This is a genomic window from Nitratireductor soli, assembly GCF_001050155.1.
In the GTDB taxonomy this organism is placed as follows: Bacteria; Pseudomonadota; Alphaproteobacteria; order Rhizobiales; family Rhizobiaceae; genus Nitratireductor; species Nitratireductor soli.
The window spans coordinates 1-15,745 of the sequence record NZ_LFVY01000002.1; the positions used below are offsets into that span (position 1 = coordinate 1).

The 15,745-nt window shown below is 65.3% G+C and carries 11 protein-coding genes; 6 read left to right on the top strand and 5 right to left on the bottom strand.

Going from position 1 to position 15,745, the window contains the following annotated elements:
• Nucleotides 1–388: 388 nt before the first annotated feature.
• Entirely contained in the window at nucleotides 389–2,044 is a 1,656-nt protein-coding gene (pgi, locus tag AB843_RS02465; RefSeq protein ID WP_048645223.1) for a glucose-6-phosphate isomerase, read from the bottom strand.
• Nucleotides 2,045–2,192: 148 nt separating this feature from the next.
• On the opposite strand from pgi, the gene pdxR reads away from it, so the two are divergent.
• Together pdxR and AB843_RS02475 are read left to right on the top strand one after the other, a co-directional pair.
• Nucleotides 2,193–3,686 carry a MocR-like pyridoxine biosynthesis transcription factor PdxR gene (gene pdxR, locus AB843_RS02470; RefSeq protein ID WP_048645224.1) on the top strand — a complete coding sequence of 498 codons (1,494 nt, stop codon included), beginning with the start codon at nucleotides 2,193–2,195 and terminating at the stop codon, nucleotides 3,684–3,686.
• 186 nt (nucleotides 3,687–3,872) lie between these two features.
• A complete protein-coding gene (locus AB843_RS02475; RefSeq protein ID WP_048645495.1) occupies nucleotides 3,873–4,343 on the top strand; it encodes an SRPBCC family protein in 471 nt (156 codons plus the stop codon).
• 28 nt (nucleotides 4,344–4,371) lie between these two features.
• On the opposite strand, the gene AB843_RS02480 is transcribed toward AB843_RS02475, so the two are convergent.
• From AB843_RS02480 to AB843_RS02495, 4 genes are all read right to left on the bottom strand, one after another.
• The gene (locus AB843_RS02480; protein ID WP_053086085.1) at nucleotides 4,372–6,612 is read right to left on the bottom strand and encodes a glycoside hydrolase; all 2,241 of its coding nucleotides are present in this window, start codon (nucleotides 6,610–6,612) and stop codon (nucleotides 4,372–4,374) included.
• A gap of 253 nt (nucleotides 6,613–6,865) precedes the next feature.
• Nucleotides 6,866–7,675: a 2-(1,2-epoxy-1,2-dihydrophenyl)acetyl-CoA isomerase PaaG gene (gene paaG, locus AB843_RS02485; protein WP_048645225.1), complete on the bottom strand. Its 810-nt coding sequence runs from the start codon at nucleotides 7,673–7,675 to the stop codon at nucleotides 6,866–6,868.
• A gap of 110 nt (nucleotides 7,676–7,785) precedes the next feature.
• Nucleotides 7,786–8,952, bottom strand: coding sequence for an Mrp/NBP35 family ATP-binding protein (locus tag AB843_RS02490; RefSeq protein WP_048645226.1), 1,167 nt, complete (start codon nucleotides 8,950–8,952; stop codon nucleotides 7,786–7,788).
• 70 nt (nucleotides 8,953–9,022) lie between these two features.
• Nucleotides 9,023–9,646 carry a LysE family translocator gene (locus AB843_RS02495; RefSeq protein WP_048645227.1) on the bottom strand — a complete coding sequence of 208 codons (624 nt, stop codon included), beginning with the start codon at nucleotides 9,644–9,646 and terminating at the stop codon, nucleotides 9,023–9,025.
• A gap of 106 nt (nucleotides 9,647–9,752) precedes the next feature.
• On the opposite strand from AB843_RS02495, the gene AB843_RS02500 reads away from it, so the two are divergent.
• The 4 genes from AB843_RS02500 (at nucleotide 9,753) to fdhF (ending at nucleotide 15,674) form a co-directional block, all read left to right on the top strand.
• Nucleotides 9,753–10,652 (top strand): LysR family transcriptional regulator, encoded by a 900-nt coding sequence (locus AB843_RS02500; RefSeq protein WP_048645228.1) that lies wholly within the window; start codon nucleotides 9,753–9,755, stop codon nucleotides 10,650–10,652.
• A 95-nt stretch (nucleotides 10,653–10,747) separates the two neighbouring features.
• Nucleotides 10,748–11,221 carry a formate dehydrogenase subunit gamma gene (locus AB843_RS02505; protein WP_048645229.1) on the top strand — a complete coding sequence of 158 codons (474 nt, stop codon included), beginning with the start codon at nucleotides 10,748–10,750 and terminating at the stop codon, nucleotides 11,219–11,221.
• A complete protein-coding gene (locus AB843_RS02510) occupies nucleotides 11,218–12,774 on the top strand; it encodes a formate dehydrogenase beta subunit (RefSeq protein WP_048645230.1) in 1,557 nt (518 codons plus the stop codon). The genes AB843_RS02505 and AB843_RS02510 overlap by 4 nt, the downstream gene beginning before the upstream one ends.
• 11 nt (nucleotides 12,775–12,785) lie before the next feature.
• The gene (fdhF, locus tag AB843_RS02515) at nucleotides 12,786–15,674 is read left to right on the top strand and encodes a formate dehydrogenase subunit alpha (RefSeq protein ID WP_048645231.1); all 2,889 of its coding nucleotides are present in this window, start codon (nucleotides 12,786–12,788) and stop codon (nucleotides 15,672–15,674) included.
• Nucleotides 15,675–15,745: the final 71 nt, after the last annotated feature.

Consider the following 15,745-nt stretch of genomic DNA (forward strand, 5'->3'; position numbering starts at 1 on the left):
CACCCCCCTCTGCCTTGCCAGGCATCTCCTCCTCAAGGGGGGGAGATCAGGCGGCGGGTGTGTTTTCCGCAATCGCCACCGGAATCAGGAGCACACGACATGCCTGCAAGCCGATCTCCCCCCTTGAGGGGGAGATGGTCAGCAGACCAGAGGGGGGTGCTGCGCCGGCAGGTGGAGAGGGAGTGCCGGCGTCCGCGCCCCCTTCTCCCCACCCGTGGGGAGAAGGTGAGGATGAGGGGCGAGCGCCGTCATTGGCAGAGACAGCAATGAAGGGAAAATCCATGCGCCGGCGCGCGGCCCGGTTCTCCCTGCGGTCGGCGAACCGGTGAACGGAGAGGACGAAGCGAAAAATGGACGAGATGATTTGCACCAACCACCCGCGAACCATTCACCCGCCGCGCAGGCTTTCGATCCGCTTCACCATGCCCGCCGTGGCGGCATCGTGGCCATCGGTGCCGGCCTTGCCTTCCACCACCGGCAGCAGTTCCGTCGCCAGTTCCTTGCCGAGCTCGACGCCCCACTGGTCGAAGGCATTGATGCCGTAGAGCCGCGCCTCGACGAACACCCGATGCTCGTAGAGCGCGATCAGCCGGCCAAGCGCGAACGGGTCGAGCCGGCGGTGCAGGATGGTCAGCGACGGGCGGTTGCCGGGGAAGACCCGGTGCGGCGCCAGCCGCCGGGCTTCGCCCGCATCCATTCCCTTGGCCAGAAGCTGCGCCTCGGCCTCCTCCGGCGTGCGCCCCTTCATCAGGGCTTCGGCCTGCGCCAGGCAATTGGCGATGAGCAGGTCATGATGGTGCTTCAGCCTGGCTTCGTGACCCTCGGCGGCGAGAATGAACTCGACGGGAATGATGTCGGTGCCCTGGTGCAGCAGCTGGAAGAAGGCGTGCTGGCCATTGGTGCCGGGCTCGCCCCAGACGAGCGGCCCGGTGGGCGTGGCGACGGCGGTGCCGTCGCGCATGACGCGCTTGCCGTTCGATTCCATGTCGAGTTGCTGCAGATAGGCCGGCAGCCGCTCGAGCCGCTGGTCGTAGGGGATCACCGCGCGCGCCGGATAGCCGCAGACGACGCGGTGCCAATAGCCGACCAGGCCGAGCATGACCGGCAGGTTCCGCGCCATCGGCGCCGTGCGGAAATGCCGGTCCATCGCCTCGGCGCCGGCCAGCAGCCGGCGGAAATCGTCGGCGCCGACGGCGATCATGATCGGCAGGCCGATCGCCGCCCACAGCGAATAGCGTCCGCCGACCCAGTCCCAGAAGCCGAACACGCGGGCCGCGTCGATGCCGAAGGCGGAAACCTTGTCGAGCGCCGTCGAGACGGCGGCGAAATGCGCGCCTGTCGCCTGCGGCCCGAGCTTGTCGGCCACCCATTGCCGCGCGGTGGCGGCATTGGTCATCGTCTCGATGGTGGTGAAGGTTTTCGAGGCGATGACGAACAGCGTGGTTTCCGGATCGAGCCCGGCCAGCGTGTCGGCGATGTGCGCGCCGTCGATGTTGGAGACATAATGCAGGCGCGGTCCGTCGTGATAGGGCGACAGCGCCCGCGTCACCATCACGGGGCCGAGGTCCGAGCCGCCAATGCCGATGTTGACGACATCGGTGAACGCCCTGCCGGTGGCGCCGCGAATGGCGCCCGTCCGCACGCCCGTCGAAAAGGCGTCCATCGCCTCGAGCACGGTGCGCACGCCGGGCATGACGTCCTGTCCCGCCTCCAGGACGGGCCCGCCGGACAGGGCGCGCAGCGCCGTGTGCAGCACGGCCCGGTCTTCCGTTGTGTTGATATGCGCCCCCGAGAACATCGCCTCGCGCGCCTCGGTCAGTCCCGCCGCCTCGGCAAGGCCGGCCAGCAGCGCAATGGTTTCCTCGGTCACCGCGGTGCGCGAGAAGTCGAGCGTCAGATCGTCCAGCGTCAGGGAAAACCGCGCGAATCGGTCCGGGTCGCCGGCGAAGGCAGCCCGCATGTCCATCGGCGCCGTGGCGGCGTGGTGGGTCTTCAGCGCGGCGAGCGCGGTTTCGATTGCCTGGTCCAATGGGCTTCTCCGCATAAAAGAAACGAGCCTGCTTTTAGCAAACAAACCGGCGCGGCACAGGGCTTTGCTGGCATTCATCAATTTCTTTGTTGGAACAATCAATTGTACCAGGGTTGACATGCATTGACCCAGCGGTAGCATCCGCTCGCGAGAGGAAAAGCCCATGCCAGCCAGAAACGACACTGCCTTATGGACCGGCCTGTTCAAGATTTCCCCCGAGTCCGGACAAACCCTTCAAGCCCAGATTCGCCAGGCCATCGTCTCGGCCATTCTCGACCGCCAGATCGCGCCGTCGATGCCGCTGCCGTCCTGCCGCATCCTGGCCGAGAAGCTCGGCGTCGCCCGCGGCACGGTCGTGCTCGCCTTCCAGCAACTGGTTGACCAGGGTTTCCTGATCGCCCGCGAACGCCGCGGCCATTTCGTCAATCCGGAAGTGCTGGCCGCTCCGCCGCGCCCGCCGCGCAAGCTGGGCGGCAAGAACGGCGTCAACTGGAGCAGCCGGTTCCAGGTCCTGGCGAGCCGCATGCCCGGCTCGCGCAAGAACGAGGACTGGATGAAGGCATCCTATCCCTTCGTCTACGGCCAGTTCGACCCATCGCTGTTTCCCACCGCCGAATGGCGCGAGTGCAACCGCATGGCGCTGGCCGTGCTGGAAATCCGCAACTGGGCGGCCGACATGGTCGACCGCGACGACCCGCTTCTGATCGAGCAGATCCAGGCGCGGCTGTTGCCCCGGCGCGGCATCTTCGCCAATCCCGACGAGATTCTGATCACGCTCGGCTCGCAGCACGCGCTGTACATGCTGGCGACGCTCCTGATGCGCAAGGGCGCCAAGGTGGCGGTGGAAAACCCCGGCTATCCCGACGCCCGCTCGATCTTCGAACTGGCTGGCGCCGAAATCGTCCCGGTGCCCGTCGACCGGCAGGGCATCGACGTGGCGCAGATTCCCGACGAGGCGAATTTCGTCTTCGCCACGCCCAGCCATCATTGCCCGACTATGGTGCCGCTGAGCCAGCCGCGCCGCGAGGCGCTTTTGGCCGCGGCGGAGAAGAACGACTGGATCGTCATCGAGGACGATTACGACAGCCAGCTCGCCGACGAGCGGCCGCAAGCCGCCCTGAAGGGGCTCGACCGCACCGGCCGCGTGATCCATGTCGGCTCCATGTCGAAGACGCTCGCGCCGGGCCTGCGCATGGGCTACATCGTCGCCCCCGCCGACCTGATCGCCGAGCTGCGCGCCCTGCGCCGCTTCATGCTGCGCCATCCGCCGGCCAACAACCAGCGGGCCGTGGCGCTGTTCCTGTCGCTCGGCCACCACGACACGCTGGTGCGGCGCATCTCGGCCGCCTTCGAGGAGCGTCGCGAAAAGCTGGTCCAGGCGGTCGGCGAAATCCTGCCGGATTGGAACGCCGCAGACATTCGCGGCGGCACCTCGCTGTGGCTGGAAGGGCCGCCGGGCCTGGATTCGGCGCTTCTGGCCAAGTCCGCGGCCGAGCGCAGCGTGCTGGTCGAGCCGGGCGGGCGCTTCTTCATCGGCCGCACCTGTCCGACCCCGTTCATGCGGCTCGGCATCTCCTCCATCGGCGCCCAGCACGTGGAACCGGGCATCCGTGAACTCGCCGCCGCCGCCGCCGAGCACCGCCGCGCGGCGGCATAGCTCAGTGAAGGACGAGGCCCGCGCCGGCGGTCGGGGCACGGCGTTTTAGCCATGCCCCACACGGCCTGCGCCACGACGATGCCGCAAGCTGTCGAATCCCTGCATCGTGCTTGCCAAAAAATCGATTCCGATTTTCGCGCCGATGCTGTAGCCAATTGGTACACGCCGTTTGAGGAGGGTTGCGCCATGGCCATGGTCATCGAGGGTGAAGAGCGGATCGAGGCGCCGGTGGAAGCCGTGTGGCAGGCGCTGAACGACCCCGAGGTGCTGAAGGATTGCATTCCCGGTTGCGAGGAACTTGAAAAGATCTCCGACACGGAATTGTCTGCGGTCGTCGCGCTGAAGATCGGGCCGATCAAGGCGCGTTTCAACGGCGCGGTCGAGCTCACCAACCTCAACCCGCCCAACTCCTATACGATCAGCGGCGAGGGCAAGGGCGGCGTTGCCGGCTTCGCCAAGGGCGGCGCGGATGTTTCCCTGAAGGCGGACGGCCCCGGCGCGACGATCCTGTCCTACAGCGCCAAGGCCGACGTCGGCGGCAAGATGGCCCAGCTTGGAAGCCGGCTGATCCAATCGACCTCGAAGAAGCTTGCCGGGCAGTTCTTCTCCGATTTCAACGCCCGCGTCAGCGGGGGCGGCGAGGCGGCCGTCTCCTGAGAGGCGCGCCGCCCGCCGACTGCCTCGTTCAGTCTTCGCGCGACTGATAGGAGCTCACCAGCTTTCCGTTCTGGAAGGCCGCGATCGTATAGGCCGCGACCGGCTGCCCGTCGGCCTCCCGCGCCTCGTTGGACATGTTGGCGACGAGGCGCGTGCCGTCGGCGAAGATCGTCTCCTGCAGTCTCCCGTCTTCCGAGAGGTAGCGGAACGAGGTGAGTTCCTCGGTGCCGAGCCGCTCGTGCAGCGGCTGGAAGAATGCCTGTTGGCGGCCGATGATCGGCAGCCGTTCCTTCAGCGTTCCCTCGCTCAAGTGATAGAGCGGCGGGACGTTGTAGAGGAGTTGCGTAAGCTCCATTTCACGCCGGACATTGCCGAGCTTGAGACTGTCGAAGTGCCAGTGGTTGGTGGTGATCACCGAGCCGTGAAAAACGCTCTGGTAGAGGGGCAGGCGAGTGGCGGGCTCGAAGTAGACCGTGCGGAAGGGCTCCTTCATCGGTACGCGCTTGAAGAAGAATTCCGGTTCGCTGTACGGATACCAGCGGCCGAGAAAATAGGGCGATTCCCGGTTCTTCATCAGGTCCTCGTCGCCCCAGCCCATCACCGGCACCTGCATGCCGTGCGCCAGGGCGATGCCGCCCGCCGTCGCGGCATTGCCGTCCTCCGAGCCGACGGGCATCGAGAACCGGCCTGCCATCCAGCGGGCCGCGGCCTCGTTGGCCTCGGCATTCTGCTGCATCGTCTGCGGCGCGGTCTCGCTGTAGCTGTCGAACACCATGCCGGTCGCATAGGCATCGAGGAACCAGCTGTTGAACGGGACCGCCTTGAGGACGGCCGCGGTGCGCGCCTCGAGAACCGGGCGGACGCAGCGCGTGTTGGTGTAGCGGCCGGTCTTCTGGAAGCCAGGCTGGGGCGTTCCGTCCTTGCGGATCACCGCACAGGCCTCATAAGCCTCCTTGCCGAGCGCTGCCGTGGTCCAGTCCGGACGCAGGCCCGTCGGCAGGGCCGTCTGGTAGGAATCGTAAGGGGCGATCAGGAAGCCGGCATCGATGCCGGCCTGCACCGCCGCCGGATTCCAGAGCCCGCCTTCCCAGCCGTCGCCGAGGCCGATCCATGCCTTGGTGACGCCGGCCTTCTTGAGCATCGTGAAGGTCTGCTTCGAGAGCGTTTGGCCCCAGCCCGCGACGTTGCTGGAAAGCGCGTTGCCGAACGTGGCCGCCACTTCCGATTTCAGCCGCGCATAGGTCGTCGTCATGGCCTCCCAATCGGGCTTGTCCCCCTGCCATTCCTTGCGCGCCAGCTCGGTCAGCTTCAAATTGACGTTGGCGAGAATGACCTGCTTTTCGTAAACCGTGAGCTGCTTGGCTTCGAGCATCTTCTGCACTTCGGGATGGAACTCCGCCCGGAGAGCCTTCGCCAGCGGAGATGGTCCGTTGAGAAGCTTGGCGAAGCCCGGCCAATCCTTGACGTCCTTGATGCCGAGCAGGTCGTTGCCCCAGAGATAGATTTGCGGTGCGCCCAGCAGCTTGCCGGCAGAGCCGACGGCGGTGAGCTTGTCGGCCAGGCGTTCATAGCGGTTGCCGTCGATCAACATCTTGCGGTAGCGCTTGGCGCCTGAAAGTAAGTCCCCGCTGCCGAGATGAAGCGTGAGCTGCAACGGCTTGCTAGGGTCGAGGCTGGTGAACTCGTGGGCGAAGCGGACCGAGAGGCCATCGCCGTCCTTGTCGAAGCCTATTTCGTTGTTGAACGGGTTCTCCCAGATCCAGTTGAGCGTATAGGCGCCGTGATCCATGCCGAGCAGCGGCAGGCTGAGCTCCTGGCTGGTGTTGACGGGACTGAAGCGCTCGGTGATGAAATCGAGCCATACCTGGTTGCCGGCGGGCACGTAATAGCCTTCGGCCCGCGGCAGGATAAGCCCCTTGCCCATGGCGCCGGCCGGCTGGTTGACGACATCGAGCGTGCCGGCCCGGGCCGCACCGAGGCTCATCTTGAGGTCCTCGCCATCGAGGCGGACGGAAACCGAATAGGCGCCGTCATCCCAGCGCCAGGCGGCCGATGCGGCATCGTTTTCGAGCTGATCGACCCGGTGTTGGCCGACGCCAGAGGAGAGCCTGACCGGTTCTTCGCCGGAAACGGTCACGTCGAGGGCGAGGGTTTCAGGATCGATGTCGATGCGCCAGCGATCGTTCTCCAGTCGAAACTGGGCGAGAGCTGATGTCGAAAGCAATGCGCTTAGGGCAACGGAAAGGATGGGCAGGGCAATGAGCTTCAAGGCAATACACTCCACTTGAAAAGGCTGGCTGTTTGAAAAAAAGCCAGCGTGATGGAGGTTTGCGGCGGGGGCGTGAAGAAGAAAGGACTTTTCTGCGGCGGCCGGCGAAGCCTAGGGTCAGGATTAATAGGTCCTGACCCTAGAGCGGGATGAGGAAAAGTGTGAAGCGGTTTTCCGCCCGCATCCCGCTCTAACTTTTTGAAAGCGATCGCGTTTATGATCTTGGATTGATTCGATCCAAGATCATCGCGATCTATCGCCGCGTCCGGCCGGTGAACACGGCCTGGCGCTTTTCCAGGAAGGCGCTGACGCCCTCGCGGTAATCGTCGGAGCGGCCGGCCTCCCGCTGCAAATTGCGTTCCAGGTCGAGGCTCTGGTCGAGCGTGTTGCTTGACGCCGCCTGCACCGCCTGCTTGGTCAGGCCGTAGGCGAGGGTGGGGCCGGCGGCGAAACGCGCGGCGAGAGCCTCGGCCTCCGCCATCAGCGCCTCGTCTTCCACCACGCGCCAGATCAGGCCCCATTCGGCGGCTTTCTCCGCCGAAAGCGCCTCGCCCGTCAGTGTCAGCGCCTTGGCGCGCGCCTCGCCGAGCAGCCGGGCGAGAAACCAGGTGCCGCCGGAATCGGGCACCAGGCCGATCTTCGCGAAGGCCTGGATGAACTTGGCCGAGCGGGCGGCAAGCACGATGTCGCAGGCCAGCGCGATGTTGGCGCCGGCGCCCGCCGCCACGCCGTTGACGGCGCAGATCACCGGCATGTTCAGGCCGCGGATTTGGCGCACCAGGGGATTATAGAAAGTTTCAATCGTCAGGCCGAGATCGGGGCTGTCGCCGAGCATGGCGGGATCGCGGTCGCCGAGATCCTGGCCGGCGCAGAAGCCGCGTCCGGCGCCGGTCAGAAGCACCGCGCGGCATGTCTCGTCCGCCGCCGCCTCGTTGAATGCGGCGCGCAGCGCGCGGTGTTGCGCCTCGTTGAAGGAATTCAGCTTCTCCGGACGATTGAGCGTGATGCGATGCCAACCCTCGCAGCGCTCGTGAAGGATGGTTTCATTGTCTGCAGCGCTCATGCCAGGCCCTCCGGAAGCTGTGTATTATGTTACATAAGGCATGTCGCTAGGCAAATATACGTAACGCAAACTGCCGCGCGGTTTGATCGGCAGCGCTGTGCCCGCCCGCATCACTCGAAGACGATGGCTGGCGCCTCCGCCGCGCTTGCCTGCATCGCCAGGCTGAGCTGCGCCTGCACTTTCTCGGCGATGGCGCGATAGACTTTCGCCTGTGCGCCGTCCGGGTTCGACGCCACCACCGGCGTGCCGGCATCCGAGGTCTCGCGCACATCCATGGTCAGCGGCACCTCGCCGAGGAAGGGCACGCCGAGCCTCTCGGCTTCCGCCCGTGCGCCGCCATGGCCGAAAATGTCGTAGCGCGCACCCGTGTCCGGAGCGAGGAAATAGCTCATGTTCTCGACGACGCCGAGCAGCGGCACGTCGACCCGCTTGAACATGTTGAGACCCTTGCGCGCGTCGATCAGCGCCAGGTCCTGCGGGGTCGAAACGATGACGACGCCGGCAAGCGGCACCTGCTGGGCCATGGTCAGCTGGGCGTCGCCCGTGCCGGGCGGCATGTCGACCACGAGCACGTCGAGCGGTCCCCAGGCAACCTCGCGCAGCATCTGCCGCAGCGCCGATACGACCATCGGCCCGCGCCAGATCATCGGCGTCTCTTCCTCGACCAGGAAACCCATCGACATGACCTTGACGCCGTAAGCCTCCATCGGCTTCAGCACCTTGCCGTCGGCGGTTTCGGGCCTGCCCTTGAGGCCGAGCAGGCGCGGCATGGAAGGGCCATATATGTCGGCGTCGAGTATGCCGACCTCAAGGCCGAGCGCCTTCAGCCCGAGGGCCAGATTGACGGCGGTGGTGGACTTGCCGACGCCGCCCTTGCCGCTGGCCACGGCGATGATCGCCTTGATGCCGGGCACGTCCTGCTTGGCCGGCTGTGCCGGCTGCTGGCCAACGGGTGGTGCCGGGCGCGCCTCGGCAGGTCGCGCCGGGCGTGCCGGCTGCTGCGGCGACGTGCCCATGCCGCCACCCTGTTTCTCTGCGGTCAGCGCCACCATCGCTCCTTTGACCCCGGGAATTGACAGAACGATCTTCTCCGCCGCCTGCCGCATCGGTTCCAGCTCCCGCGCCCGCGCGGCGGGAACCGTGATGGAGAAGAACACCTTGCCGTCGGCGACGAAGATCTCCGAAACCAGGCCGCGCGAGACGATATCGCCTTCAAGGTCGGGGCCCTTGATCGTGGAGAGCTTGTTGAGGACGGTCTGACGGGTCACTTCAGTCATGGTTGTTCACTCGCATTTGCGCACGGCTGTCAGATAGTGTGCCGGCCTGTAACAACCAACCGTGACCGGGTCAAACCGTCACGGGATTGCGGCTGTCGGCCAGAATGCGTCCGCCGATGGCGACGAAACAGGCGCCGGCAATGCGCTCGATTCGATGCTGCATGTTGGAGAAACGCTTCAGAACCGGCTGCGAGGACATGAACAGGCTCACCAGCATGTACCATGTGAAGGCGCTGAGAACGACAAGGACGACCATCGCCGCCAGCACCCAGTCCGGTGTTTGCGGTGTGATGGCCGTTGCAAACACGCTGGCGAACAGCACGATCGCCTTCGGATTGGTCAGCGTCACCAGGAAGCCGAATACGAAGGGATTGCGCGCGGCGCCCCCGCCATCGTGGCTGACGGACAGGGCGTCGGCCCGGGAAAAGAGCAGCCGCACGCCCAGATAGATGAGGTAGCAGCCGCCGACCACACGGATGGCCCAGGCCAGCCAATGGAACTCCGTCAGGACAGCCGAAAGGCCCAGCAGGCTGAGCGTGGCGTACATGCCGAGGCCGAGCGAGACGCCGGCCGTGGTCTTCAGCCCCGAGACCGCGCCACCCGTCATCGAGGAGCGAACCACGGCGACGAAATCCGGGCCCGGCAGCATGAGCGCCGGAATGAATATGGCGAATACGCTGATCAGCGCGATCATGGTATGAACCCTTCCGGTTGCGACGGCCTGATGCGGAATAAGGAAACCACGTGCAAGACGCCTGTGCAACAATGAGGCGTTGGGCCAAAGAAAGAGCATTTCCCACGTGATCGACAAGCTGGAATTCTTCATCGCACTCGCCAAGGAGCGGCATTTCGGCCGGGCGGCCACCGAGTTGGGCATCACCCAGCCGACGCTGTCGGCCGCCATCAAGCAGCTCGAGGATCAACTCGGCGTGATGCTGGTGCAGCGTGGCTCGCGCTTCCAGGGGCTCACGCCGGAGGGCCAGCGCGTGCTCGAATGGGCGCGCCGCATCGTCGGCGACACGCGCACCCTGCGCGCCGAGATGAAGGCCGCCAGGCGCGGCCTTTCCGGCCATGTGCGCATAGCCGCGATCCCGACCGCGCTCGCCATGGTGCCGGAGCTGACGACGCCGTTCCGCGAAAAACATCCCGAAGTGACCTTCTCGATCATCTCGCGCACCTCCCTGGAAGTGTTGTCGCTGCTGGAGAATTTCGAGATCGACATCGGCATCACCTATCTCGACAACGAGCCGCTCGGCCATGTGGTATCGGTGCCGCTGTACTCCGAGCGCTACCAGCTCATAACGGCGGCCACGAACCGCTATGCCGACCGCGAAACGGTGAGTTGGGCGGAAGTGGCTGAGCTGCCCTTGTGCCTCTTGACGCCCGACATGCAGAACCGGCGCATCATCAACAAGCATCTGGAAGAGGTCGGCGCGACCCCGCACCCGACGCTGGAATCGAACTCGATGATCGTCCTGTTCTCGCATATCCGCACCGGCAAATGGGCGTCCATCATGCCGCTCAACCTGGCCGAGGTTCTGGGCTTCTCCGAGCCGATCCGCGCCATTCCCATCGTCGAACCGGACGCCAGCCACCTGGTCGGCGTGGTGGCGGTCGAGCGCGAGCCGCACACGCCGATGGTCTCGGCCCTGCTCTACGAGGCGCGGCTGGCCGCGGAGCGATTCGAACAGCAACGATAGAAATTTTCTATCGAGCGACGAATATGCTATATTGATCCATGGCCAAGGATTTGTTTTTCCTCCAAGACGAGCATCGTTAGGGAGGGCGCTGCAACATGCAGCAGGCACGTACCGAAATCGCTTCCGCCGTCGAGCCCATCATCGAACGATGGAAGGGCGAAGAAGGCCCGCTTTTACCGATTCTCAACGGCATTCAGCGGGAGCTTGGCCATGTGCCGCGCGACTGTATTCCCGTCATCGCCGAAGCGTTGAACCTGACCCGCGCCGAAGTCTACGGCGTCGTCTCCTTCTATCACGATTATCGCGACAAGCCGGCGGGCCGGCACGTCCTGAAACTGTGCCGGGCGGAAGCCTGCCAGTCGATGGGCGGCGACGCGATGGCCGAGAAGCTGCAGACGCTGCTTGGCGTCAAGTTTCATGAAACCTCCGCCGATGGCGCGGTGACGCTGGAGCCGGTCTATTGCCTGGGCCTGTGTGCCTGCGCCCCTTCGGCCATGCTCGATGGCGATGTGATCGGCCGGCTGGATGAGGCGAAGGCGCATGAGATCGCCGCGGAGGTGCGGGCATGACGCTGAAGATTTACGTCCCGCGCGATTCCGGTGCTTTGGCGCTCGGCGCCGAAAAGGTCGCCGGGAGCATCGAGGCGGAAATCGCCAGGCGCGGTGTTGATGCCACGATCGTCCGCAACGGCTCGCGCGGCCTCTATTGGCTGGAGCCGATGATCGAGGTGGAAACGCCGCAGGGGCGTGTCGCCTACGGTCCGGTGACGCCCGGTGACGTGACCGGCCTGTTCGACGCCGGGCTGGCTGAGGGCGGCGAGCATGCCCTGTCGCTCGGTGATCCGGAAAAAATTCCCTATCTGGCAAAGCAGACGCGCCTGACCTTCGCCCGCTGCGGCATCATCGACCCGGTATCTTTAGCCGACTATGAAGCACATGGTGGCCTGCACGGGCTGAGGAACGCGCTTCAAAAGACACCGCTCGAGACCATCGAGCAGGTGACCGAATCTGGCCTGCGCGGACGCGGTGGCGCCGGCTTCCCGACGGGCATCAAGTGGAAGACGGTGCATGACACCGAGGGGCAGCGGAAATACATCGTCTGCAATGCGGACGAGGGCGATTCCGGCACGTTCTCCGACCGCATGATCATGGAGGGCGACCCGTTCGTGCTGATCGAAGGCATGACCATTGCCGCCATCGCGACGGGCGCAACCAAGGGCTATATCTACCTGCGTTCGGAATATCCGAACGCCCACCGCATCTTGAACGAGGCCATCACGGCGGCGCGGACCGCCGGCATCCTCGGTGCAAATGTGCTCGGCTCGCCCTATGCCTTCGACATGGAGGTGCGTGTCGGCGCCGGGGCTTATGTCTGCGGCGAGGAGACGGCGCTGCTCGACAGCCTTGAAGGCAAGCGTGGCCAGGTGCGCGCCAAGCCGCCTTTGCCGGCCCATGAGGGGCTTTTCGGCAAGCCGACCGTCATCAACAACGTCATTTCGCTCGCCTCCGTGCCGATCATCATGGACAAGGGCGGCGCATACTACCGTGATTTCGGCATGGGCCGCTCGCGCGGCACGATCCCCATCCAGATCACCGGCAACGTCAAGCATGGCGGCCTGTTCGAGGCGGCCTTCGGCCTGACGCTGGGCGAGATCGTCGATGAGATCGGCGGCGGCACGGCGAGCGGCCGGCCGGTGCGCGCCGTGCAGGTGGGCGGGCCGCTTGGCGCGTATTTCCCGCGCGACCTGTTCGACACGCCGTTCGACTATGAGGCGTTTGCCGCCAAGGATGGCCTGATCGGCCATGCGGGCATTGTTGTCTTCGACGACACGGTCGACATGCTGAAGCAGGCGCGCTTCGCCATGGAATTCTGCGCCGTCGAGAGCTGCGGCAAGTGCACGCCCTGCCGCGTCGGCTCGACGCGCGGCGTCGAGGTGCTCGACCGGTTGAAGCAGGGCATCGCGCCGGACGAGCAGATCGAGACCGTCACCGATCTCTGCAACACGATGAAGTTCGGCTCGCTGTGCGCGCTGGGCGGTTTCACGCCCTATCCCGTGATGAGCGCGCTGACCCATTTCCCGGAAGATTTCCGCCCCGCGCCGATGCGCGAAGCAGCGGAATAGGAGGAAGCACCATGTGTGGAACCGAGAACCGTTTCGTCGAGGAAATCGACTACGGCACGCCGGCGGTCAAGTCCGACAAGACCGTGACGCTGACCGTTGACGGTCAGTCTGTCACCGTGCCCGAAGGCACGTCGATCATGCGCGCCGCCCGGGAAGCCGGCGTCACTGTTCCCAAGCTGTGCGCCAACGATATGGTCAAGAGCTTCGGCTCCTGCCGGTTGTGCCTGGTGGAGATCGAGGGCCGCAACGGCACGCCTGCTTCCTGCACGACGCCGGCCGCCGACGGCATCTCCGTCAGCACGAAGACGGACCGGCTCAACGCCATCCGCCGCGGCGTGATGGAACTCTACATGTCCGACCACCCGGCCGATTGCGCCGCCTGCGCCGCCGGCGATTGCGAGATGGCCCATATGGCCGAGACGGTCGGCCTCAGCCAGAACCGCTACGGCATGGACGGCGCCAACCATCTGGCCCCGGCGGCCGACGATCACGGCATCAACTTCAAGGAACTGGACGTCTCCAATCCCTATTTCGCCTATGATCCGGCGAAATGCATCGTCTGTTCTTTGTGCGTGCGCGCCTGCGAGGAGCAGCAGGGCACCTTCGCCCTGACGGTCGAGGGGCGCGGCTTCGAAAGCCGCATCACCGCCGGTATGGACGAGCCTTTCCTGCAGTCGGAATGCGTGTCCTGCGGCGCCTGCGTGCAAGCCTGCCCGACTGGCGCGCTGCAGGAGAAATCCGTCATCGAGATCGGCATGCCGGACCATTCGGAGGTCACCACCTGCGCCTATTGCGGCGTCGGCTGCTCGTTCAAGGCGGAGATGAAGGGCGAGGAAGTCGTCCGCATGGTGCCCTACAAGGACGGCAAGGCCAACCGCGGCCACTCCTGTGTCAAGGGGCGCTTCGCCTATGGCTACGCCACCCACAAGGACCGCATCCTCAACCCGATGATCCGCGAGAAGATCAGCGATCCGTGGCGCGAGGTGACGTGGGATGAAGCCTATGCCCATGTGGCCAGCGAGTTCCGCCGCATCCAGCATCAATATGGGCGTGGCGCCGTCGGCGGCATCACCTCGTCGCGCTGCACCAATGAGGAGACCTATCTCGTCCAGAAACTGGTGCGCCAGGGGTTTGGCAACAACAATGTCGACACCTGCGCCCGGGTCTGCCATTCGCCGACCGGCTATGGGTTGAAGACCACCTTCGGCACCTCGGCCGGCACGCAGGATTTCGATTCGGTCGAAGAGGCCGACGTTGTGCTGATCATCGGCGCCAACCCGACCGACGGCCATCCCGTCTTCGCCTCGCGGCTGAAGAAGCGGCTGCGCGAGGGCGCCAAGCTGATCATCGTCGATCCCCGCCGCATCGACCTGGTGCGCATGCCGCATGTGGAGGCGAGCTACCATCTGCCGCTCAGGCCCGGCACCAACGTCGCCGTGCTGACGGCCCTTGCCCACGTGATCGTCTCCGAGGGCCTGTTCGACGAGGCCTTCGTGCGCGAGCGCTGCGACTGGGACGAGTTCCAGGATTGGGCGAGCTTCGTCCTGCAGCCGGAAAACAGCCCCGAGGCCGTAGAGAAGGCATCCGGTGTTCCAGCCGAGCTGATCCGCGGCGCAGCCCGGCTTTATGCGACCGGGGGAAACAGCGCGATCTACTATGGCCTCGGCGTCACCGAGCACAGCCAGGGCTCGACCACCGTTATGGCCATCGCCAACCTGGCCATGGCGACCGGCAATCTCGGTCGGCCCGGTGTCGGCGTGAACCCGCTGCGCGGCCAGAACAACGTGCAGGGCGCCTGCGACATGGGGTCCTTCCCGCACGAGTTGCCCGGCTACCGCCACATCTCCGAGGATGCGACGCGGGCGATCTATGAGAGCCTGTGGGGCGTCAAGCTGGACGATGAGCCGGGGCTGCGCATTCCCAACATGCTCGATGCGGCGGTCGAGGGCTCGTTCAAGGCGCTGTACGTCCAAGGCGAGGACATTCTGCAATCCGACCCCAACACGCATCACGTGGCCGCCGGCCTGGAGGCGATGGAATGCGTCGTCGTGCACGACCTGTTCCTCAACGAGACGGCCAATTACGCTCATGTCTTCCTGCCCGGCTCGACCTTCCTGGAGAAGGACGGCACCTTCACCAATGCCGAGCGGCGCATCAACCGCGTGCGCAAGGTGATGGAGCCGAAGAACGGCTTTGCCGACTGGCAAGTGACGCAGGAGATGGCGCGCGCCATGGGCCGCGACGACTGGAACTACACCCATCCATCTGAGATCATGGACGAGATCGCCGCGACAACGCCGAGCTTCGCCGGTGTCACCTACGATCTGCTCGACCGTGAAGGCTCGGTGCAATGGCCGTGCAACGAGAAGGCGCCGACCGGCACCCCGGTGATGCACATTGGCGGCTTCGTGCGCGGCAAGGGCAAGTTCGTCCGCACCGCCTATGTGGCGACCGACGAGAAGGTCGGCCCGCGCTTCCCGCTGCTTTTGACGACTGGCCGCATCCTGTCGCAATACAATGTCGGGGCGCAGACGAGGCGCACCGAGAATGTCGTCTGGCATGATGAGGATCTGCTGGAGATCCATCCCTTCGATGCGGAGAATCGCGGCATTCGCGATGCCGACTGGGTGAAGCTGAAGAGCCGTTCCGGCGAGACCAGCCTGCGCGCCAGGATCACCGAGCGCGTCGCGCCGGGCGTCGTCTACACCACCTTCCACCACCCGGCCACCCAGGCCAATGTGGTGACGACGGAGTATTCCGACTGGGCGACCAATTGCCCCGAATACAAGGTCACGGCGGTCGAGGTCTCGCCCTCCAACGGGCCGACCGAGTGGCAGGAGGATTATGACGCGCACGCCAAGAAGAGCCGCCGCATCGTGCATGTGGAAGCGGCGGAGTAGGAGCGATGCTGGTCTGTGGTGGTGCAGTTACCCCCCTCTGGCCTGCCGGCCATCTCCCCCTCAAGGGGGGA